The sequence below is a fragment of the Candidatus Binatia bacterium genome (assembly GCA_036563615.1).
GTDB lineage: Bacteria > Desulfobacterota > Binatia > UBA12015 > UBA12015 > DATCMB01.
Genome location: DATCMB010000014.1, coordinates 446992 through 468123, shown reverse-complemented (window position 1 = coordinate 468123; position 21132 = coordinate 446992). Strand labels below are relative to the sequence as shown.

At 72.3% G+C, this 21132-nt stretch carries 19 protein-coding genes; 10 read left to right on the top strand and 9 right to left on the bottom strand.

Features of this window, described 5'->3' with window-relative positions; translation table 11 throughout:
* Positions 1–9 precede the first annotated feature (9 nt).
* The 5 genes from VIS07_12470 to modA form a co-directional block, all read right to left on the bottom strand.
* Positions 10–813, bottom strand: a complete 804-nt coding sequence (locus VIS07_12470; GenBank protein ID HEY8516322.1) for a methyltransferase domain-containing protein — start codon at positions 811–813, stop codon at positions 10–12.
* Positions 814–844: 31 nt separating this feature from the next.
* Positions 845–2215: an alpha/beta hydrolase domain-containing protein gene (locus VIS07_12465; protein HEY8516321.1), complete on the bottom strand. Its 1371-nt coding sequence runs from the start codon at positions 2213–2215 to the stop codon at positions 845–847.
* A gap of 236 nt (positions 2216–2451) precedes the next feature.
* Positions 2452–3504: an ATP-binding cassette domain-containing protein gene (locus VIS07_12460; GenBank protein HEY8516320.1), complete on the bottom strand. Its 1053-nt coding sequence runs from the start codon at positions 3502–3504 to the stop codon at positions 2452–2454.
* Complete coding sequence (locus tag VIS07_12455) at positions 3501–4316, bottom strand: ABC transporter permease (GenBank protein HEY8516319.1); 816 nt, start codon at positions 4314–4316, stop codon at positions 3501–3503. The genes VIS07_12460 and VIS07_12455 overlap by 4 nt, the downstream gene beginning before the upstream one ends.
* Entirely contained in the window at positions 4313–5158 is an 846-nt protein-coding gene (modA, locus tag VIS07_12450; GenBank protein HEY8516318.1) for a molybdate ABC transporter substrate-binding protein, read from the bottom strand. Before modA ends, VIS07_12455 begins: the two co-directional genes overlap by 4 nt.
* Positions 5159–5375: 217 nt before the next feature.
* Here modA and VIS07_12445 point away from each other — a divergent pair, with 217 nt between their 5' ends.
* The 6 genes from VIS07_12445 to VIS07_12420 all read left to right on the top strand — a co-directional run bounded on the left by VIS07_12445 (position 5376) and on the right by VIS07_12420 (position 12836).
* Complete coding sequence (locus VIS07_12445; protein ID HEY8516317.1) at positions 5376–6800, top strand: aldehyde dehydrogenase family protein; 1425 nt, start codon at positions 5376–5378, stop codon at positions 6798–6800.
* Between the two features lie 162 nt (positions 6801–6962).
* Positions 6963–7424, top strand: a complete 462-nt coding sequence (locus VIS07_12440) for a hypothetical protein (protein HEY8516316.1) — start codon at positions 6963–6965, stop codon at positions 7422–7424.
* 177 nt (positions 7425–7601) lie between these two features.
* Complete coding sequence (locus tag VIS07_12435) at positions 7602–8609, top strand: methyltransferase domain-containing protein (protein HEY8516315.1); 1008 nt, start codon at positions 7602–7604, stop codon at positions 8607–8609.
* A 55-nt stretch (positions 8610–8664) separates the two neighbouring features.
* Positions 8665–9918: an amidohydrolase family protein gene (locus VIS07_12430; protein HEY8516314.1), complete on the top strand. Its 1254-nt coding sequence runs from the start codon at positions 8665–8667 to the stop codon at positions 9916–9918.
* Between the two features lie 114 nt (positions 9919–10032).
* Positions 10033–11433, top strand: coding sequence for an amino acid permease (locus VIS07_12425; protein HEY8516313.1), 1401 nt, complete (start codon positions 10033–10035; stop codon positions 11431–11433).
* 11 nt (positions 11434–11444) lie between these two features.
* Positions 11445–12836 (top strand): Nramp family divalent metal transporter, encoded by a 1392-nt coding sequence (locus VIS07_12420; GenBank protein ID HEY8516312.1) that lies wholly within the window; start codon positions 11445–11447, stop codon positions 12834–12836.
* Positions 12837–12897: 61 nt separating this feature from the next.
* Here VIS07_12420 and VIS07_12415 read toward each other — a convergent pair whose 3' ends face one another.
* Complete coding sequence (locus tag VIS07_12415) at positions 12898–13920, bottom strand: LLM class F420-dependent oxidoreductase (protein HEY8516311.1); 1023 nt, start codon at positions 13918–13920, stop codon at positions 12898–12900.
* A gap of 66 nt (positions 13921–13986) precedes the next feature.
* On the opposite strand from VIS07_12415, the gene VIS07_12410 reads away from it, so the two are divergent.
* Complete coding sequence (locus tag VIS07_12410; GenBank protein HEY8516310.1) at positions 13987–14295, top strand: YheU family protein; 309 nt, start codon at positions 13987–13989, stop codon at positions 14293–14295.
* Here the strand turns inward: VIS07_12410 and VIS07_12405 are convergent.
* Together VIS07_12405 and VIS07_12400 are read right to left on the bottom strand one after the other, a co-directional pair.
* Positions 14271–15998 carry a DUF4215 domain-containing protein gene (locus tag VIS07_12405; GenBank protein ID HEY8516309.1) on the bottom strand — a complete coding sequence of 576 codons (1728 nt, stop codon included), beginning with the start codon at positions 15996–15998 and terminating at the stop codon, positions 14271–14273. The genes VIS07_12410 and VIS07_12405 overlap by 25 nt on opposite strands.
* Positions 15999–16088: 90 nt before the next feature.
* Positions 16089–16382, bottom strand: coding sequence for a hypothetical protein (locus VIS07_12400; GenBank protein ID HEY8516308.1), 294 nt, complete (start codon positions 16380–16382; stop codon positions 16089–16091).
* Between the two features lie 265 nt (positions 16383–16647).
* Here VIS07_12400 and VIS07_12395 point away from each other — a divergent pair, with 265 nt between their 5' ends.
* Genes VIS07_12395 through VIS07_12385 form a run of 3 tightly spaced genes read left to right on the top strand, consistent with a single transcriptional unit; the run spans position 16648 to position 20224 of the window.
* Positions 16648–17823, top strand: coding sequence for an acyl-CoA dehydrogenase family protein (locus tag VIS07_12395; protein HEY8516307.1), 1176 nt, complete (start codon positions 16648–16650; stop codon positions 17821–17823).
* A 24-nt stretch (positions 17824–17847) separates the two neighbouring features.
* A complete protein-coding gene (locus VIS07_12390; protein ID HEY8516306.1) occupies positions 17848–18972 on the top strand; it encodes an acyl-CoA dehydrogenase family protein in 1125 nt (374 codons plus the stop codon).
* Between the two features lie 4 nt (positions 18973–18976).
* On the top strand, positions 18977–20224 hold the full coding sequence (locus VIS07_12385; protein HEY8516305.1) for a M20/M25/M40 family metallo-hydrolase: 1248 nt from the start codon (positions 18977–18979) through the stop codon (positions 20222–20224).
* Between the two features lie 26 nt (positions 20225–20250).
* Here VIS07_12385 and VIS07_12380 read toward each other — a convergent pair whose 3' ends face one another.
* Positions 20251–21018: a crotonase/enoyl-CoA hydratase family protein gene (locus VIS07_12380; protein ID HEY8516304.1), complete on the bottom strand. Its 768-nt coding sequence runs from the start codon at positions 21016–21018 to the stop codon at positions 20251–20253.
* Between the last annotated feature and the right edge of the window lie 114 nt (positions 21019–21132).

The window sequence follows — 21132 nt, the reverse complement described above, 5'->3', positions numbered from 1 at the left end:
GCGCGCGGCTCAGGCGGGCAGAACGACCCAGGCGCGCACGACGCGCGCCAGCGTCTCGACCGTGCCCGGCGTCGTGCGGTACGCGTCGAGCTCCGCGATCAGCGCCTCGACCTCGGCGGCGCTCGCAAGCCCGGCCGTCACCACCGCGTCGCGGATCGCCGCCATCGTGAGCTGCGCGACGAGCTTGCCGTCGCCGTCGACGAAGGCCGGCTGCACGACGTCGACGCCGCGCACCTCGAGCCCGGCGTCGAGCAACAGCGCCGGCAGGCGCGGGCCGATGGTCGCGTCCGCGCCGCGCAGGCGCGCGGCGGCCATGTACAGCTCGACGTAGCGCGCGAACGCGGCGCACGGCGGGTGGCAGAAGTGCCCCGGGAAGTCGACGTCCTCGACCACGACGAGCCCGCCCGGACGCAGCGCGCGCCGCATGCGCGCCACCGCGGCCTCGGGCGAGCGCACGTGGCTCAGAAGAAAGCGCGCGTAGACGAGGTCGAGGTCGCGATGCCCCGAGTCCTCGAGCGCGTCGCGCTGCTCGAAGACCGGCTCGACGCCGCGCTCGCGGGCGAGGGCGCGCGCGTGCTCGAGCACGGCGCCGTCGGCGTCGATGCCGACCGCCGCGCCGCCCGGGGCGACGAGCCGCGCGAGCTCGACGGTGACGTCGCCGCGCCCGCAGCCCAGGTCGAGGACGCGCATCCCCGGACGCACGCCGACGCGCTCGAGGAGCGCGCGCGTCGTCGGCCAGTAGGCGCGCGCCAGCACCTCGAGGCGCGCAGCGCCCGGCGCGCCACCGTGCAGGATGTACGACTCGAGTGTCACCCTCGTGGATCGTAACGCGCCGGCGGCGGCTTTACTCGGGGATGCGCGACGGATCGGAGTACGCGAGCAGCGTCGCGCGGTCCTCCTCGAGCACCAAGCCGGCGGCGATCGCGGCGTCGGTCGCGGCGGCGTAGCGCTGCTCGTAGATCGCGCGCGACGGGTAGAGCTCGGCGAGGCGCTCCGCGGGAAGCGGCACGGTCGAGCCGAGGAGCAGGCAGAACAGGCTCGGCGACGGCCCCGGCGCGCCGGAGAGGACGTCGACCGGCACGTCGACCGGCGGCGTGCGCAGACCACCGAGCGCGATGCCGTCGGCGTCGCGCGCGATCTGCGGCGGGTCGCCCTGCACGACCTCGAGACGCGGCGCCTCGGCGGGCGCGGCGCCGCCGCGTGCCCAGGTCTCGAGCGCACGGAACGCGGCCTTGGCGACGACGTGCAGCGGTCCGTCGTTGATCTCCGTGCCGCAGGGCGCGGCGTCGGCGAGCGGGCCGAGCAGGTGGCGGTCGGCGTGCGCGGTGCCCGCGACCTCCCACAGACGGAACGTCGGGCCGTCGGGCTGGCGCACGGCGAGCGAGCTCAGCACGCCGACGACGTCGCCCTCCGCCTGCAGCTCGAGCACCGGCGTGTCGACGTCGGTGCGCAGGATCGGCTGCGGGCCGCCGAAGGCGCCGACCAGATCCGCGTACTCGCCCGGGCCGACGAGCGGCAGCGCCGCCGAGCCGCGGCTGTGCACGAAGAAGCCGTCGAAGGCGCGCGCCAGCGGCTGCACGCCGTTGAAATAGGTGACGAGCGCGATCGCGGACTGCGACTCGCCGACCGCGAGGACGAGGTCCGGTCGCGCGCCGCCGAGCCCCGCACCGGCGCGCAGCGCGCGCGCCACCTGCGTGTAGATGTCGAACGAGAAGCCGTCGCCCGGGTGCGACAGCGAGCCGTAGCGTGCCGGGTCGATCCCTTTGAGACCTTGCCCGGCGAGCCCTTCGGCGCCGGGTGCGACCACCAGCACCGGACCGCCCTCGACGCCGATGAGCTGCGCCGAGACCCCGACCCACGCGTGCCCACGGCGCAGGATCTCCTCCTCGAGGCTCGCGTAGTCGGGATTCGCGTCGACGCCGCCGCTGACGTTGAGCCACTCGACGAGGACGGTGCCGCTGAAGTCGGCGGGATTCGCCGGGCGGCGCACGAGGACGCGCGTGCGGTACGGCGCCTCGAGGTCGGGCTCGAAGGTCCAGCGACCGTCGCGGCCGAGCTCGCCGAGCGCGCGGTACGACGTCGCCGTCCCGGCTGCGACGTACTCGTGCTGAACGTAGCCCGCGTCGGCGAGCCGCGGCGGCACGCCCTCGCCGAGGAAGGGACCGTTGCCGCCGGTGAGCTCTTGCGCGAGATCCGCTGCGGGTCCGCTCGTCATCGACGGCGCATCCGAGCAGCTCGTCGCAACGAAAGCGAGCAGCGCGCAGCTCGCGACGCAGGCGAGGCGCCAGCGCGCGCCAGGCCGTCTTTCGCTGCCAGCGGTACGTCGGCGACGGGCGTGCGCGCGGCGGCGCTCCAGGCTCGGGAGGCTCGAGAATCCGTTCATGGCGGGCGTGACTAGCACGAGGTACGGCACGAACGCGCGCGGTACGCGCATCGCGCGCGCGACGTGCGTCACACCGGGTACGCCGTGATCTCCGTCGCCTTGACGCTCACCCACACCTCGCCCCTGTCCTCGAGCCGCAGCTCGGCGACCGCCTGCGGCGTCACCTCGGCGACCAGCGGGCGCACGCCGCCGACGCGCACGCGCACGCGTCCGTCGTGCTCCTCGATCGACTCGACCTGCGCCGGCCAGACGTTGCGCGGCGTGCCCTCGGGACGCCTACGGTGCAGCGCGACCGCGTTCGGCTGGATGACGACGAACACCTCGCCGCTGCCGGCATCGGGGACCGCGAGCGTGCCGCCGTCGGCGAGGCGCACGATGTCGCCCGCCGCCGTGCCGCGCAGCAGGTTCACGCCCGCGAGCCGCGACACCCAGGCGGAGCGCGGCCGCGCGGTCACGTCGTCGGGCGTGCCCTGCTGCACGATGCGACCCTCCTCGAGGATCACCAGACGATCGGCGAGCGCGCGCGCTTCCAGTGGGTCGTGCGTCACGATGAGCTTGACGCCGGCGAACGAGCCGAGCAGCGCGCGCAGCTCGCGGCGCAGCTCGCCGCGGGTCGCGACGTCGAGCGCCGAGAGCGGCTCGTCGAGCAGCAGGACGCGCGGCTGCACGGCGAGCGCGCGCACCAGCGCGACGCGCTGCTGCTGTCCGCCCGAGAGCCGTTCCGGAAGGAGGCTCGCCTGCGCCGCGAGCCCGACGCGCTCGAGCCAGGCGCGCGCCTCGCGGCGCGCGTGGCGCCGCGACCAGCCGCGGCAGCGCAGGCCGAAGGCGACGTTGTCGAGCGCGCTCAGGTGCGGGAACAGCAGGTAGTCCTGGAACACGACGCCGAGCGGACGCTCCTCCGGCGGCACGAGCACGCCCTGCTCGGGATCGTCGAGTACGGTGCCATCCAGCACGATGCGACCGGCGGCGAGCGGCGTGAGCCCGGCGATCGCGCGCAGCAGCGTCGTCTTGCCGGCGCCGTTCGGGCCGAGCACCGCGACCACCTCGCCCGGCGCGACCTCGAGCCCGACGTCGAGCCGGAAGCCGCCGAGGTCGACGACGACGCGCGCGTCGAGGCTCACGGCGCTCCGAGCCAGCGCCGCCGCAGCCCGACCAGGACCGCGAGCGACACGACGAGCAGCACGAGGCTCAGCAGGATGCCCGCGTCGGGATCGGTCTCGAGCGCGGTGTAGACCGCGAGCGGCAGCGTCTGCGTGCGGCCGGGGAAGTTGCCGGCAAAGGTGATCGTCGCGCCGAACTCGCCGAGCGCGCGCGCCCAGCACAGCACGGCGCCCGCGATCAGCGACGGACGCAGCAGCGGCAGCGTCACGCGCCGGAACACCGTCCACGGCCGCGCGCCGAGCGTCCGCGCGGCGTCCTCGAGGCGCGCGTCGAGACCGCGCAGCCCGCCCTCGATCGTCAAGATGAAAAACGGCATGGCGACGAAGATCTCGGCGAGGACGGCGCCGGCGGCCGTGAAGGGCAGGGTGACGCCGAACGCGGCCTCGAGCCAGCGTCCGACGATGCCGCGCCGGCCGAAGGCGAGCAGCAGCGCGACGCCGCCGACCACCGGCGGCAGCACGACCGGCAGCGTGACGAGCCCGCGCACGAGGCCGCGCGCCGGGAACTCGACGCGCGCGAGCAGCCATGCGAGCGGCAGCCCGAGGACGATCGACAGCGCGGTCGCCGCGAGCGAGCAGCCGAGCGACAGCCGCAGCGCCTCGAGCGCCGCGGGAGCCGCGAGCGCGTCGAGGGCCGAGCGCCACGGCGCGCGGACGACGAGCCCGGCGAGCGGCAGGACGAAGAGCGAGAGTGCGAGCGACGCGCCCGCGACGACCGGCCACGGCGCGACGCTCGTGCGCCGGGGCGCCGAGGCGCCGTGTGGCGCGCTCACGGCGGCAGGAACCCGTGCCGCGCCAAGATGCCCTGCGCCTGCTCGCCCAGCAGGAAGCGGACGAAGGCCCGCCCTTCGTCCGGATGCTTCGCGTCCCGCAGCACGGCGACCGGATAGCGAGCGATCACGTTCTGCGCATCCGGAATCGCGACCTCGGCGACCGTCTCGCCCGCCGCGCGCGCGTCGGTCGCATAGACGATCCCGGCGTCGGCCTCGCCGAGCGCGACGCGCGTGACGACCGCTCGCACGTCGAGCTCCTGGCTGGTCGCGGGGAGCGCGACGCCCGCCCTGGCGAAGATCTCGCGCGCGTAGCGTCCGGCCGGCACCTCCGGAGCGCACAGCGCCACGACGACGTCCGGCCGCGCGAGGTCGGCGACGCCCGCGATCCCCTTCGGGTTGCCGCGCTGGACGAGGATCGTGAGGCGGTTGCGCGCGAAGGTCTCGGGCCTGCCCTCGACGGCGTCCGCGTCGACGAGCTTCTGCATGTTCGCCTCGTCGGCCGAGGCGAAGACGTCGACCGGCGCGCCCTCGAGGATCTGGCGGACGAGCGTCGAGGAGCCGGCGAAGTTCGTGCGCACGGTCATGCCGGGTGAGCTCTTCTCGAACGCGTGGCCGATCTCCGCGAACGCGGCGGTGAGCGAGGCCGCTGCAGACACGGTGAGCTCGCGCGCACGAGCCGGAGCGGCCGTCGCGACGACGCACGCGAGCGCCGCGACGACGATCCGCGCGGCGCGCGTCGCGAGCGCGCGGCGAGCGGCACGAGCTGCGAGCACCAGCAGCGCGGCGCGGCGCGCGAGCACGACGCGCGCAGGGCGCGCCTTCCCGTCGCGGTTGCGCAGCATCGCGCTCCCCTTAGGTCGTGACGCGTGCGAAGTCGAAGCGACGTGGCTCACGCGGCATCCGCAGATGTGCGCTCGCGCGGACGCGAAAAAGCCGCGCCGCGCCACGCTCCGCGACCGCCCGGTTGACTGCCGCCCTCTGGCGGCGAAGACATAGAAGATCACACCGCGCGCCGGTCCCGGCGCGCTCGTCGATCGTCAACAGCGCGGAGCGAGGGAAATGGAAAGACGCGATTACGACAAGATCTACATCGACGGCGCCTGGGTGCCGTCGACGGGCAAAGGAAAGATCGAGGTCATCTGCGCCTCGACCGAGGAGGTCTGCGGCTCGATTCCGGACGGCACGCCCGAGGACGTCGACCGCGCCGTGAAGGCGGCGCGCGCGGCGTTCGAGGGCTGGTCGCAGACGCCGGTCGACAAGCGTGTCGAGTACCTGCAGAAGCTGCAGGCCGGGATCTTCGGCCGCATGCAGGAGATCGCCGAGGTCATCGCGACCGAGGTCGGCATGCCGCTCAAGCTGTCGAGCATGATCCAGGTCGGCCTGCCGGGCACGGTGATGGGCAGCTACGCCGACATCCTCAAGAACTACGTCTTCGAGGAGCAGATCGGCTCGTCGCTGGTGGTGAAGGAGCCGGTCGGCGTGGTCGGCTGCATCACGCCATGGAACTACCCGCTGCACCAGATCGTCGCGAAGGTCGCGCCGGCGATCGCCGCGGGCTGCACGGTGGTGGTCAAGCCGAGCGAGATCGCGCCGCTCAACGCCTTCATCCTCGCCGAGATCGTCGACTCGGTCGGGCTGCCGAAGGGCGTCTTCAACCTGGTGTCGGGCACGGGCCCGGTGGTCGGTGAGGCGATCGCCAAGCACCCCGACGTCGACATGGTGTCGTTCACCGGCTCGACGCGCGCCGGCAAGCGCGTCTCCGAGCTCGCCGCGCAGACCGTCAAGCGCGTCGCGCTCGAGCTCGGCGGCAAGTCGGCGAACATCATCCTCGACGACGCCGACTTCGAGAAGGCGGTCACCCAGGGCGTGAGCGCCTGCTACATGAACTCCGGCCAGACCTGCTCGGCGCACACCCGCATGCTGGTGCCGAAGAACCGCCTCGAGGAGGCGACGCGGATCGCGGTCAAGGCGGCGGAGTCCTACACCGTCGGCGATCCGTTCAGCGACGACACCAAGCTCGGTCCGCTCATCTCGGCGCAGCAGCGCGAGCGCGTGCGCAACTACATCAAGAAGGGCATCGAGGAGGGCGCGACGCTCGCGACCGGCGGTGCGGAGCCGCCGCCGGGGCTCGACAAGGGCTACTACGTCCGCCCGACGGTCTTCACCAACGTGAAGCCCGGGATGACGATCGAGCAGGAAGAGATTTTTGGCCCCGTGCTGTCGATCATCCCCTACGAGGACGAGGATGACGCGGTGCGCATCGCGAACGACACGATCTACGGTCTCGCGGGCGGCGTGTGGTCGAAGGATCCGGAGCGCGCGAAGCGCGTCGCGCGCCGCATGCGCACCGGGCAGGTCGACATCAACGGCGGCAACTTCAACCCGCTCGCGCCGTTCGGCGGCTTCAAGCAGTCCGGACGCGGCCGCGAGCTCGGGAAGTACGGCCTCGAGGAGTACCTCGAGATCAAGTCGTTGCAGCTTTGAGCCCGACCACCACGAAAATCATTGACTGGGCCTCGACAAGCTCCGTAGAAGGGCCGCGATGCAGCTGCCCCGACCCCAGGGCGTCCTACACGTGTCGACGATCGCCCACGTCGTTGCGCCCGACGGGTCGCGGCCCAACCCCACCCTGAGGAGGGCCTGAGCATGTTGAAGAGGTTCGTGAGCACGACGCTGGCAGTCGCGTTTGCGCTGTCGGCATCCGTCGCGCTGGCCGGGACGTACGTCACCGGTCCGCTGCCGCCGGAGTTCGGTGGTGGGTTCATCCCGCCCGATCCCGCAGTCCTGAAGAACGTCCAGAAGGCTTCGAAGGAGGGCGCGAAGCTCGCCGCGTCGGTGGAGAAGTGCTACGCGAAGGGCGCCGCGAACTTCTCGAAGGGCAAGGCGACGGGCGTCGACACCTGCCTGAACGACCCGTCGAAGGGCGTGCTGCCGAAGTACATCGCCAAGGTCGAAAAGATCGCCAGCAAGGCGCCGGGCCTGCCGCCGTGTGCGGGCGTCCCGGGCAGCTCGGGCGCGCTCATCGCGTCGCTCGTGCAGGGCTTCAACTCGCTCGTGTACTGCCAGTCGCCGAGCGGTGCGTTCGTCGACGGCACGGCGACCTTCTGATCGCCGAGCGCTAGGCAGAGCATCAACTGGGCCGGCTCACGTCGGTCCGAACGCGAGGGCCCCGGCAGCCGCCGGGGCCCTCGTCGTTTTTTCGGCGCGGCCGAGTGATGGACACGGGCGTTTGTCCGTCGCGCCGCGGGCGGATAGGCAGAGCGGATGACTCGCTTTGCTCGCTCGTTGATCGGAAGCGCTCTCGTCGCGCTCGTTCCCACGGTCGTTCGTGCCGGCACGGATGCGGCGCCGAACGCGACGCCGACTCCCGCGCAGTCGGCGCAAGCCGCGCAGCAGGCCGCGCTCGAGCGCGATTTCGCAGAGCTCGCGCGCCAGGACGCAGCGGAGCGCGCGCGCCTCACGCCGGAGGTCCGCGCCGCCGCCAAGGCGCTCGCGGAGAAGGACTATCCGGACGGGCGCTCGGCGGTGGCGGCCGTGCTCCAAGGTCCGCACCGCGCGCCCGGCAACGCGGCGCGCGACGGGCAGCGCCACCCGCAGGAGACGCTCGAGCTCTTCGGCTTCGCGCCCGACTTGACGGTGCTCGAGTACGGCCCCGGCGAGGGCTGGTACACGGAGATCCTCGCGCCGGCGCTCGCGCGTCGCGGCAAGCTCTACGTCACGACGCCCGATCCCGACGGACCGAAGGACCAGCGTCCGACGCTCTACGCCCAGCGCACCAAGCTCTTCCTCGAGCGCCTGCCGGAAGCCTACGGCAAGGTCGAGCCGATTGTGGTTGACGGCAAGTCGCCGAAGCTGCCGCTCGACGGCGAGGTCGACCTGATCCTCGTCATGCGCGGCCTGCACGGCATGGTGAACAACGGCACGCTCGACGCCTGGCTCGCGGAGTTCCACCGCGCGCTGAAGCCGGGCGGCGTGCTCGGCGTCGAGCAGCACCGCGCTGCGCCGGGCGCGGTCGCGAGCGAGACCAGCAAGCAGGGCTACCTGCCCGAGGCCTTCGTCATCGAGCAGGTCGAGAAGGCCGGCTTCAAGCTCGCCGACAAGTCCGAGGTGAACGCCAACCCGAAGGACACGCGCGACCACCCCGAGGGCGTGTGGACGCTGCCGCCGACGCTGCGGCTCGGCGAGCGCGACCGCGACAAGTACCTCGCGATCGGCGAGAGCGACCGCATGACGCTCAAGTTCGTGAAGGTCGCGGACGACGGGAAGGACGAGAAGCAGGGCGCGGCCGACTGACGCGTTCGCCGCGGCTCGAGCTCGAGCCCAGCGGGAGAGGGATGGGGGCAGTGGTGTGAGTGGCTTCGTCGTCGAGAACGCCAAGCTTCTGGACCTGCAGAGCGGCGAGCTCCGTCCCGCGACCAGCGTTCGGGTCGAGGGCGAGCGCATCGTCGAGGTGTCGCGTCCTGGCGCGCGCCTCGCCGCGCCGGACGACGTGCCCCGCGTGGACGCCGGCGGCCGCACGCTCCTGCCCGGGCTCATCGACGCCCACGTGCACGCCGCGATCACCACGATGGACCTCGCCGCCATGGGCCGGCGGGCGCGCACCCGCATCGGCATCGAGGCCAAGGCGATTCTCGAGCGCATGCTGCGGCGCGGCTTCACCACCGTGCGCGACGCGGGCGGCCTCGACGCCGGGATCAAGGAGGCGCTCGAGCTCGGTCTCATCCGCGGCCCGCGGGTCTTCCGCTCGGGCCGCGTGCTGTCGCAGACCGGCGGCCACGGCGACACCAACCCGCCGAACCCCGCGTCCGAGCCGCACCTGTGCGCGTGCTCGATCCGCTCCACCGGCTTCGCCCACATCGCCGACGGCCCCGACGCCGTACGTCGCGCGGTGCGCGAGGAGCTGAAGGGCGGCGCCGACCAGATCAAGATCATGGCCGGCGGCGGCGTCGCCACGCCCAGCGATCCGATCGACATGGTGCAGTACAGCGAGGAGGAGATCCGGGTCGCGGTGGAGGAGGCCGCGCGCCGGCGCACCTACGCGTTCGCCCACGCCTACGTTCCCGACGCCATCATCCAGGCGGTGCGGGCGGGAGTGCGCTCGATCGAGCACGGCAACCTGCTCGACGCCGCGGCCGCGCGGTTCATGGCCGAGCGCGGCTGCTACCTCGTGCCGACGCTCGTCGTCTACGACCAGGTCGCCGCGCTCGGTCGGCAGCTCAACTTTCCGGCCGCGAGCATGGCCAAGCTCGACGCGGTGGTCGACGCCGGCAAGACCGCCATCGAGACCGCGCTCGCCGCCGGGGTGAGGATCGGGTTCGGCACCGACTTGCTCGGCGAGACCCACGACGCCCAGTCGAGGGAGTTTCTGCTGCGCTCGGACGTGCAGCCGCCGCTCGACGTGCTGCGCTCCGCAACGCTCGTCAACGCCGAGATCCTCGGCAAGAGCGGCGAGCTCGGGGTGGTCGCGCCCGGCGCCTACGCCGACCTGCTGCTGGTGGACGGCGATCCCCTCGCCGACGTCTCGGTCCTCACCGGCCAGGGCGAGCGCCTCGACCTCGTCGTCCGCGGTGGCGAGATCGTCGTGAACCGTCTGCCGAGGTGATCGTGCCGCTCGCGCCGATCCCCGCAGCGTCCGCCGCGGCTCGGAGCGGTGCGCGCTAGGCCGGCTCGCATCCCGGCAGCGCGCGTGGCAAGAGGGCCCGCCGTGGAGCCGGCGGTGGAGGAAAGGCGCGACGACCAGGGCGGGCACTACGTCCGCCTGCTCGGTCCGTTCGACGCCACGATGATCGTCGCCGGCGCGATGATCGGCTCCGGCATCTTCATCGTGTCGGCCGACATCGCGTGGCAGGTCGGGGCCGCGGGCTGGCTGCTCGCGGTGTGGGCGGTCGCCGGCGCGATGACCGTGATGGGAGCGCGCTGCTACGCCGAGCTGGCGGCGATGTACCCGTACGCGGGCGGGCAGTACGTCTTCCTGCGCGAGGCGTTCGGCCCGCTCGCGGGCTTCCTCTACGGCTGGACGCTGCTGCTCGTCATCCAGACCGGCACCATCGCCGCGGTCGCGGTCGCGTTCGCGAAGTTCCTCGCCGTGCTCGTGCCGGCGCTCGGCGCCGAGATCGTGCTGCTCGAGGTCGCGGGACGCGCGCTCACGCCGCAGGCGCTGGTCGCGGTCGCGGTGATCGTGCTGCTGACCATCGCGAACTGCCGCGGGCTCGCGACCGGCAAGGGCATCCAGAACGTCTTCACGGTCGCGAAGATCGCCGCACTCGCCGTCATCGTGCTGCTGGCGCTCGCCGTCGGGACGCGCTCCGACGTGCTCGCCGCGAACTTCGCGGCCCCGTTCGCGGTCGAGGTCTCGCCCGGCGCGCTCGCCGCGAGCTTCGGCGCGGCGATGGTCGGCGCGCTGTTCTCCTCGGACGCGTGGAACAACGTCACCTTCACCGGCGCCGAGGTGCGCGAGCCGCGCACGACGCTGCCGCGCGCGCTGGTGGTCGGCACGTCGCTCGTCGTGACGCTCTACCTGTTCGTCAACGTCGCCTACCTCGCGGTGCTGCCGCTCGACGGCTCGCCCGACGGCGCGAGCGCGCTCGAGCGCGGCATCGCGTACGCGACCGAGGACCGCGTCGGCACGGCGGTCGCGGGTCGCGTGCTCGGTGCGCGCGGTGAGGGCGTGATGGCGGTGCTGATCATGATCTCGACCTTCGGCTGCGTGAACGGCCTCGTGCTCGCCGGACCGCGTCTCTACCAGGCGATGGCCGCCGACGGGCTGCTGTTTCCGTCGCTCGCGCGGCTCAGCGCGCGCGGCGTCCCGGCGCGCGCGCTCGTGCTGCAGGGCGCGTGGGCGTCGGTGCTCGCGCTTTCGGGACGCTACGGGCAGCTGCTCGACTACGTGATCGCGACCGCGCTCCTGTTCTACGCGCTCACGGTCGTCGGGCTCTTGCGCCTGCGCGCGCGCCACGGGACCGGCGGCAGCCCGCTCCTGCCGATCGCCTACGTCGTGCTCGCGCTCGCCGTCTGCGTCGACCTGCTCGTCGTCAAGCCAGAGTACACCTGGCCGGGCTTCCTGATCGTGCTCGCCGGGCTGCCCGTCTACGCCGTGTGGCGGCGCGCGACGCGCTGAGGAGCTCGCGCGTGGCGCTCGATCTCTCGTCGCCGCCTCCGCTCGGCCGGACGCGGCTCCATCCGTTCCCCGGCTGGCTCGCGGCGCTCGGCCCCGGCATCGTCTGGATGGCGCTCGCGCAGGGCTCCGGCGAGCTGATCTGGTGGCCATACTTGACGGCGAAGTACGGCCTCGGCTTCCTCGTCCTGCTGACGCCGGCCTGCCTCGTGCAGTACCCCGTGACCTACGCGATCGGGCGCTACTCGATGCTGACGGGCGAGAGCGTCTGGCGCGGCTTCGCGCGCGTCCACCCGGCGTTCTGCTTCGTCCTCTGGCTCCTGATGGTGGTCGCGTTCCTCTGGTTCGGCGCGTTCGCCTCGGCCGGCGGGACGGCGCTCGCACGTCTCCTCGATTGGCCGCCGCTCGACGACCGCGGCCGCTCGCTGTTCTGGGCGTCGGTGACCATCGCCGTCTTCGCGTTCGCGCTGCTGCGCGGCGAGCGCACGTACGCGCTGATCGAGAAGGTGATGTGGGCGGTCGCCGTGGTGACGGTCGTGGGGCTGTTGGTCAGCGTGACGCGACCCGAGGTGCGCGGCGCGTGGCCGGAGTTCCTGCGCGCGCTGGTCGTGCCGGCGCCGCTGCACCGCCCGTTCGATCCGAGCGACACCGACCGCGTGCTGACCGCGCTCACCTTCGCCGGGCTCGGCGGCTTCTGGACGCTCTTCTACAGCTACTGGGTGCTCGGCAAAGGAATGGGGGCCGCGTGGCGCGAGCTCGACGGCGCGGGCGGCGTGCCCGCGCGCGAGGACGCGCCGCTCGTGCGGCGCTGGAGCCGCGCGCTGCTGCTCGACGCCGGCATCGGCATCGTCGGCAACTGGCTGACGACGCTCATGACGTGCTTTCTCGCCTACGTCATCCTGCTGCCGGGCGGCGTGGTGCCCGACGAGTGGCGGATCGCGTCGGAGCAGGCGCGCTTCTTCGAGCTCGCATGGGGCACGGTCGGACGCGCGGTGTTCCTGGTCGTCGCGGCGGCGTTCCTCTGCGACACGTGGCTCTCGACGGTCGATGCGGTCGCCAAGGTGCACGTCGAGATGATCCGCTTCTTCTTCCTGCGCGGACGCGAGATCGACGAGCGCCGCGCGTACCGCGGCATGGTCGTGTTGCTCACCGTGGTGACCGGGCTCACGATGTTCTCCGGCGAGCCGGGGCCGCTGATCGTGCTGTCGGCGCTGATCGGCTTCGTCGGCACGCTGTCGTTCGTCGTCGCGCTGCTCGTGCTCGTGCACGGCAGGCTCGCGAGCGCGCTGCCGGCGGAGCTGCGCCCGGGGCGCGTGGCGTTCGTGCTCTTGCTGGTCTCGGCCGCGACCTACGCGGTGCTCGCCGCGACGTATCTCTGGACGCGCTTCGTCGGCGTCGGTACTTGACGCCGCGGCGCCCGCCCGCCGTCGGAGGATCTTGCCTTCGCGGTCGCGCGCGTCGCGCCCGTCACAGCGCCCGGCACGCGGCGACCACCTCGGCCCAGCGCTCGGGGTGCGCGCGCTGCGGGTTCGCGTGGCAGATGATGCCGAGGCGGTCGACGAGCCCCGCGTAGCGCGCGCCGAGCCGCGCCGGCACGTCCTCGGGCGCGCAGCGCACGGCGAAGGTGTCGAGGATCTCGTCGGTGACGAGCCCGGCCATCTCCGCCCAGCGGCCCTGCTTCGAGAGCCTGTTCAGTTCGGGCTGCAGCTCGCCCCAGCCGTGCGTCTCGAGGACCACGCGGTAGGCGGGCGTCGAGCCGTAGAACGCGATCTGCATGCGCGTCGTGGCCTCCGCCTGCTTCATCTCCTCCTCGGTGTAGCCGGTGACGACCATCGCCTGGCAGGCGATCTCGAAGCGCTCGCGCGTGCGTCCGCCGCGCGCAAAGCCCGCCTCGAGCGCGGGCAGCGTCGTCGTGCGGATGAACTCGGGGCTGTTGAGCGGGTGGACGAAGAGCCCGTCCGCGACTTCGCCCGCGACCGCGGTCATCGGCCGTCCGACGCCGGCGAGGAAGACGCGCGGCGGCCCGTACCCGGTCGGGCCCGGGTTGAACATCGGCGTCATCAAGGTGTGGCGGTAGAACTCGCCGCGGAAGTCGAGCTTCTCGTTCTCGTTCCAGCAGCGCCAGATCGCGCGCAGCGCGAGCACCATCTCGCGCATGCGGGCGACCGGCCGCGACCAGGTGGCGCTGAAGCGCTTCTCGATGTGCGCCTTCACCTGCGAGCCGAGACCCAGGATGAAGCGGCCCTTCGAGTAGGTCTGCAGGTCGTGCGCGACGTTCGCGAGCTGCATCGGGCTGCGCGGGAACGCGATCGCGATCGCGGTCGCGAGCTCGAGGCGGCGCGCGTGCTCGGCGGCGAGCAGCAGCGGGAAGAACGGATCGTGCGGACCCTCGAAGGTGAAGGTGCCGTCGTAGCCGAGACGCTCGATGTCGCGGACCTCGTCCGGCACCGACGACAGATCCGTGGCGGTGAGCGCGCAGTCGACCTTCATGCCGCAGCAAGAGCACGTCGCGCGCGCGAATGCGACGGCGCGACGCTTCGACTATGACCGAGCGCGATGTCGCACGACCCGCACGACGCCGACGACGGCTCGGCGCGCGAGGACCTGCCGCCGGTCGAGGTGCCGGCCGATCGCCTCAGCCCCGAGGCGCTGCGCGGCCTCGTCGTCGAGTTCGTGACCCGCGACGGCACCGACTACGGCGCGCGCGAGGCGACGCTCGAGCGCAAGGTGCGGGACGTGCTGCGTCAGATCGAGCGCGGCGAGGTGCGGATCGTCTTCGACCCCGCAACGCGCAGCGCCAACCTGATGCGCGCCGCCGATCTGCGTCGTGCTCTCGCGCGCTACTCGAGCAAGTCCTCCGGCTGATCGAGGAACGCCGCGCACGGCGAGCCGCAGGCCAGGTTCTGGAGCGGGTTCTGGCTGCCCGGCGTCGCCGTGTGGCTCGGGCAGAACAGACCGATCTGCCCCGAGCAGACGAGCGGCCCGAGCTCCGACGGGTCGCGCCACTCGGACGCGCTCGTCGCCGGCGCGAGCGTGCTCGTCACCTTCTCGATCGACACGCCCGGCAGCCAGCCGTCGTCGGTCGGGGCCCGGTACGGGACGACGTGGAAGTAGGGTCCGTAGAGTCCCGTGTTGGCGACGGTGCCCTCGTAGCTGATCGCGTCGACCAGGTTGTCGTCCTGGTCGAGCACCAGCACGCCGTCGGGGCACGACCACTCGTCGACGTTCGTCAGGTGACCGTTCTTCAGGTTCGAGTCGGCGAACGGCGCCGGCAGCACGACGTCGCAGCGTCCCGAGGCGACCACGTTCAGCGAGGTGTTCGAGAAGCACGCGACGAAGAAGCCGATGCCGGTGCCGGTGTCGTCGGCGAGCACCGTGCCGTTCGGAATCGTCGCGATGAAGTGCGCGTCGCCCGCGTTGACGAAGAAGCCCGTCGAGCACTGCGGACCCGCGCCCTCGACGGCGAGGATCTTGTAGCCGCTCAGATCGGTGCCGGCCGGGCCCGCGATCTCGACGAACTCGTCGCGGTCGTCGTTCGGGAAGCCGTCGTTCGAGTCGTAGTCGAGCTCGTTGATCCACGGCGGCAGCAGCGTGCCGACGCACTCGCCGTTCGAGCAGACGTCGTTGGTCGTGCAGCCGTTGCGGTCGTCGCAGGGATCGTCGTTCGGCACGTGCGTGCAGATGCCGGCGCCGTCGCAGACGTCGTCGGTGCACGGGTTCTCGTCGTCGGCGCACGCCGTGCCCGCCGCTTCCGCGCTGCACGACGCCGAGCAGCAGTCGCCGCTCTCGACGTTGCCGTCGTCGCACTCCTCGCCCGCGTCGACGATGCCGTCGCCGCACACCTCGAGCGTGCAGTCCGCGCGGCAGCCGTCGCCGGACGTGGTGTTGCCGTCGTCGCACTGCTCGCCCGCGGTGACGATGCCGTTGCCGCAGCCGGTCGGCTTGCAGTTCGCGTCGCAGCCGTCGCCGGAGGTGGTGTTGCCGTCGTCACAGATCTCGCCGGGCTCGACGATGCCGTTGCCGCAGTCGAGCTGGCACGGCACGGTCGGGCCCTTCGCGATCACCACGTCCGCCTGGTTCTTCATGAAGCGTGCCGGCGGCTGCTCGAAGCGTCCGCAGTAGATCGTCGAGCCGACCCGGAAGCGCGTCTCGACGAACGTCGTCGGGCCGCCGAGCGCGACGTACGGCGGTCCCGCCGCGCGCAGCACGAGGGTGCCCGCCTTGAACTGGATCGAGCGCACGCCGCCCGGACCGCCCGCCTTCGCCGCGTAGCGGTAGCCGTTGCTCATCACCTTCCAGCCGCTGCACGGCAGCGTCACCTCCGGACCGATCTGCGACGAGGTGACGATCTGCACGCTGCTCGTGTTGCCCGACGCGCACGTCGGGTCGACGAGGTTGAACAGCGCCGTGTCCTGTCGAAAGGCGAAGTTGGCGACGTCCTGCTTCGGGTTGGCCTTGTCGCGCAGCGTGAGGCGCTTGCCGTTGGTCAGGTCGACGGCGGCTGCGGCTACCGGCACGAGAAGGCTCGCCGCGGCGAGTGAGCAGGCGAGGGCGAGGGTCCGGCGCATGACGGTTCTCCCGGTCTAAGGGTTGGGGAACGAGTCGGCGGCCCGTCATACTCCCCTGCATAGGCGTCGCGCAATCATTTCCATGAGCCGTCAATAAAGAAACCGCGCGATCTGCCAGCCGCCGCCGTTGCGGTTGCAGGCGACCACGACCTTGCCGTCGCCCTGCAGCGCCGCGCCGGCCAACAAGGTCGCGGTGCCGTCGAGCAGCGGCAGGGGGCTCGTCCCGCCATCGCCGAACCCGGCGTCGGGCGTGCCGTCGGCGAGGAAGCGGCGCCGCTCGCCGTTCACGTCGACGACGAAGCCGCGGATGTGCTCCTGGCGGACGCCCACCATGAGGAGCCTGCCGTCGCGTCGCCCGAGCCCGACCCGGAGCTCGAGCCGCACGCGCTCGCGAGGAGCGCGCTCACGGCGAGCGCGACGAGCGGTCAGCGTCGGGCGTGCGCGGCGTTCGACATGGCGACCACCTCCGGCGTCAACCGACGTGAACGAGCGCCGCGCCTTTCGTCCGCGCGCGATTCTCGACAAGTTGCGGGAGGACGTCTAAGACCAAGCGCTGCGCCGCGCGGAGCGGTGCCGCGTCGCGTCTTCGCCCGTCGGTCGGCCGCCGGGGTACGCGCCCGCGAGCGGCGCGGGACAGGAGACCCGAAGCATGTATCTCGACCTGACGCCCGAGCAGCGGGAGCTGCGCGACCGTCTGCGGGAGTACTTCGCGGAGCTCGTGACGCCGGAGTACGTCGCCGAGCTGTCGACCAGCGAAGGTGGCGGACCCGAGTACACGCGCGTGCTGCGCAAGCTCGGCGCCGACGGCTGGCTCGGCATCGGCTGGCCCAAGGAGTACGGCGGCCAGGACCGCACGCCGATCGAGCAGTTCCTGTTCTTCGACGAGGCGGCGCGCAGCGGCGTGGTGCTGCCGTTCCTCACCATCAACTCGGTCGGCCCGGCGCTCATGCAGTACGGCACCGAGCAGCAGAAGCGCGAGCTCCTGCCGCGCATCCTGCGCGGCGAGGTGCACTTCGCGATCGGCTACACCGAGCCCGGCGCCGGCACCGACCTCGCGTCGCTGCGCACGCGCGCGGTGCGCGACGGCGACGACTGGGTGATCAACGGCAGCAAGGTCTTCACCAGCGGCGCCGAGTACGCGGACTACATCTGGCTCGCGGCGCGCACCGATCCCGACGCGAAGAAGCACAAGGGCATCTCGATCTTCATCGTCGACACCAAGCTGCCCGGCTTCCGCGTGACGCCGATCCACACCGTCGCCGACTACCGCACCAACGCGACCTTCTACGACGACGTACGGGTGCCGGCGTCGATGCTGGTCGGACGCGAGAACGAGGGCTGGACGCTGATCACGACGCAGCTCAACCACGAGCGCATCGCGCTCATGCCGGTCGGCTGGCTCGACCGGATGCTGCTCGAGGTGCGGCGCTGGGCGGCTTCGACCACACGCCCCGACGGCCGCCGCGTGATCGACGAGCCCTGGGTGCAGGCGAACCTCGCGCGCGTGCGCGCGAAGCTCGAGGTCCTGAAGCTCCTCAACTGGAAGCAGGCCTGGAGCATGAGCAAGGGAACGCTGAACTTCGCCGAGGCCTCGACCGTCAAGGTCTACGGCAGCGAGTTCAACATCGAGGCCTACCAGCTGCTGATGGAGGTCGTCGGTGAGGCCGCGGCGCTCAAGCGCGAGTCGCCGGCGGCGGTGCTCGCGGGACGCCTCGAGCGCATGTACAAGTCCAGTTTGATCTTGACGTTCGGCGGCGGCACCAACGAGGTGCAGCGCGACATCATTGCGATGGCCGGCCTGATGATGCCGCGCGCGCTGCGCTGACGCGGGGCAGGGGAAGCAAGCAAGATGGACTTCGCGTTCACGCACGAGCAGGAGGCGCTGCGCGATCTCGCGCGCAAGATCCTCTCCGATCACGTCACGCAGGAGCGCCTGAAGGTCGTCGAGGGCGGCATCGAGTGGTTCGATCGCGAGGCCTGGGGCGCGCTCGCGCAGGCCAACCTGATCGGCCTCGGCTTCTCCGAGGAGTACGGCGGCAGCGGGCTCGGCCTGGTCGAGGTCGCGCTGGTGCTCGAGCAGGTCGGCCGCGCCGTGGCGCCGGTGCCGTACCTCGCGACGGTCGTCATGGGCGGCATGCCGATCGAGCGCTTCGGCAACGACGAGCAGCGCCGGCGTCTGCTGCTGCCGGTGTCGGCGGGCGAGAGCATCCTCACCGCGGCGCTCATCGAGGAGGCTTCCGACGACCCGCTCGTGCTCGGCACGACGGCGACGCGGGACGGCAAGAGCTGGCGGCTCGACGGCACGAAGATCTTCGTGCAGGCGGCGCACCTCGCCGAGCGCATCCTGGTGCCGGCGCGCACCGGCGAGGGCAAGATCGGTCTCTTCCTCGTCGACCCGTCGGCGAAGGGCGTCGATTCGCAGCGGCAGAAGGCGACCAGCGGCGAGCGCGTGTCGCGCCTCGTGCTGAGCGGCGCCGTGGTCGAGGAGCGCGACGTGCTCGGCGACCCCGAGAACGGCGCCGAGGCGCTGCAGTGGACGATCGAGCGCACGCTCGCGGGCCTGTGCGCGATCGAGCTCGGCGTCGCCGAGGAGGCTTTGCGCTTGACGGCGGAGTACACCTCGAAGCGCGAGCAGTTCGGCAAGCCGATCGGATCGTTCCAGGCGGTCGGACAGCGCGCCGCCGACGCCTACATCGACGTCGAGGCGATCCGCCTCACGACCTGGCAAGCGGTGTGGCGGCTCGCCCAGGACCTGCCCGCGACCGAGGAGGTCCGCATCGCCAAGTTCTGGGCGGCCGAGGGCGGCCACCGCGTCACCTACGCCGCGCAGCACCTGCACGGCGGCATCGGCGTCGACGTCGACTACCCGCTGCACCGCTACTACACTTGGTCGAAGCAGATCGAGCTGACGCTCGGCTCGGCGCACCCGCAGCTCGTCAAGCTCGGCGCGCTGATGGCAGCACAGAACGTCTGAGTGCATGATCGGTCGCCATCGTTCGGCGGCCATCCTCGCGGCGATCCTGCTCTCGACGGGGGCGGCGTGCACGCGCACGCCGCCCCTCCACCCCGACGACGTCGAGCGCGGGGTGCAGAACGCCACCGCGGGCGTCCGCGAGGTGGTCACCCGCCTCACCAAGCAGGACTTTGCCGGCCGCTACCCCGGGACCCGGGGCGCGGAGCGCGCACGCGAGTACCTGATCGAGCAGCTGCAGCGGATCGGACGCGGCCTCGGCAAGGGATCGGGCAAGGACGCCTACCGCCAGCCGTTCGTCGTCGACGGCGTGGAGGGCGTGAACCTGCTGGCCGTCATCCCGGGACGCGAGCGCCCCGACGAGGTCGTGATCGTCGGCGCGCACTACGACGGTCTCGGCAAGCACGGCGACGCGCAGGGACACTGCGCCGCGTCCAACGATCCGGGCGGCGAGATCTGTCCCGGGGCGACCGACAACGCAGCCGGCGTCGCCGCGGTGCTCGGCATCGGCGACGCGATCAGCCGGATGCCAGTGAAGCCCAGGCGCTCCGTCGTGCTCGCGCTGTGGGACGCGGAAGAGGAGGGGATGCTCGGCTCGCGCGCCTACGTCGAGCGGCCGCTCGTCCCGCTCGCCGACACCGTGGCCTACGTGAACTTCGACATCGTCGGCGCCGTGCTGCTGCCGAGCCTGCGCTCGATGAGCTTCGCGGTGGGCGCCGAGACCGGCGGCGACGAGCTGCGCGACGTCGTTCGCGCGGCGATCGCGTCGGAGCGTCTCCAGATGTGGCCGTTCAGCTCCGCGTTCGCGCAGACGCGCAGCGACAACGCGACCTTCATCGCCGCTCGCGTGCCGTCGGTCTTCTTCACCGACGCGACCGGCGGCTGCTACCACACGGTGCGCGACACGCTCGACATGGTGCGCTTCCCGAAGCTGCGCCTGCAGAGCCGCATCGGCTACCGCACGGTGGTCGCGCTCGCCGAGAGCGGGGAGAGGCCGCGCTTCGTCGCGCCGGGCACGCCGCCCGCGACGTACGACGACGCGGTCGCGCTCGGCGCGGTCCTCGAGGCGGCGAGCGCCGACTTGACGCTGCTCGAGCCCGCCGATCGCGAGACGCTGCAAGCCGCCGCGGCGCGCGTCGCCGAGGTGGTCCGCGCCGGCCGCGAGGCCTTCGCGGCGGCCGACGCCGCGGGCGTGCTGCGCGCCGCCGGCGAGACGCTCGCGGTGCTGCAGCGCGTCCCCTGCCGGCGCTACTGAGCGCGGCGCCGGCAGCTCGCTTCAGCTCACGAGAAGCTGCCGTGCCGCCCCGCGCCCTTCGCGAACCGCGTCGCGCCCTCGACCGTCTCGCCCGACGCGATCACCTGCAGCCCGAGCCGGGTCTCGTTGCGCAGCGCCTCGTCAAGCGAAAGATTCCACTGCTCGTAGGCCGAGCGCCGGTCGTTGCGCATGCAGAGCTGCGGGAAGGCCGCGATCTGGCGCGCGAGCTCGAGCGCGTGCGTGAGCGCCGTGCCAGGCTCGACGATCCGGTTCACGAGCCCCATGCGCAGCGCCTCGTCGCCGGACACGCCGCGGCCCGTCAAGATCAAGTCGAGCGCGTTGCCTTGCCCGATCAGGCGCGGCAGCCGGATGGTGCCGCCGTCGACCAGCGGCACGCCCCAGCGCCGGCAGAAGACGCCGAACACCGCGTCGCGCGCGGCGACGCGCAGGTCGCACCAGATGGCGAGCTCGAGGCCGCCCGCGACCGCCCAGCCCTCGACCGCGGCGATGGTCGGCTTCGAGAGCAGCATGCGGGTCGGCCCCATCGGGCCGTCGCCGTCCTCGCGCACGACGTTGCCGCGTCCGTCGGACACGCCCTTCAGATCGGCGCCGGCGCAGAACACGCCGCCCGCGCCGGTGAGGATCGCGACCTTGAGCGCGTCGTCGGCGTCGAAGCGGCGGAACGCCTCGGCGAGCGCTGCAGCGGTCGGCCGGTCGACCGCGTTGCGCACCTCCGGGCGGTCGATGGTGACGATCGCGATCTCGTCCCGAGTCTCGAAACGTACGGTTGGCATCGTGCATCCCTTCTGCCGGCTCGTGCTGCGGCGCGGATGAAAGGGCTTTTACGCGCTCGCGCGAGCGGTGATAAGATCCGCCGCCCGTCGACGAAACTCCCGACCGCGAAAGGA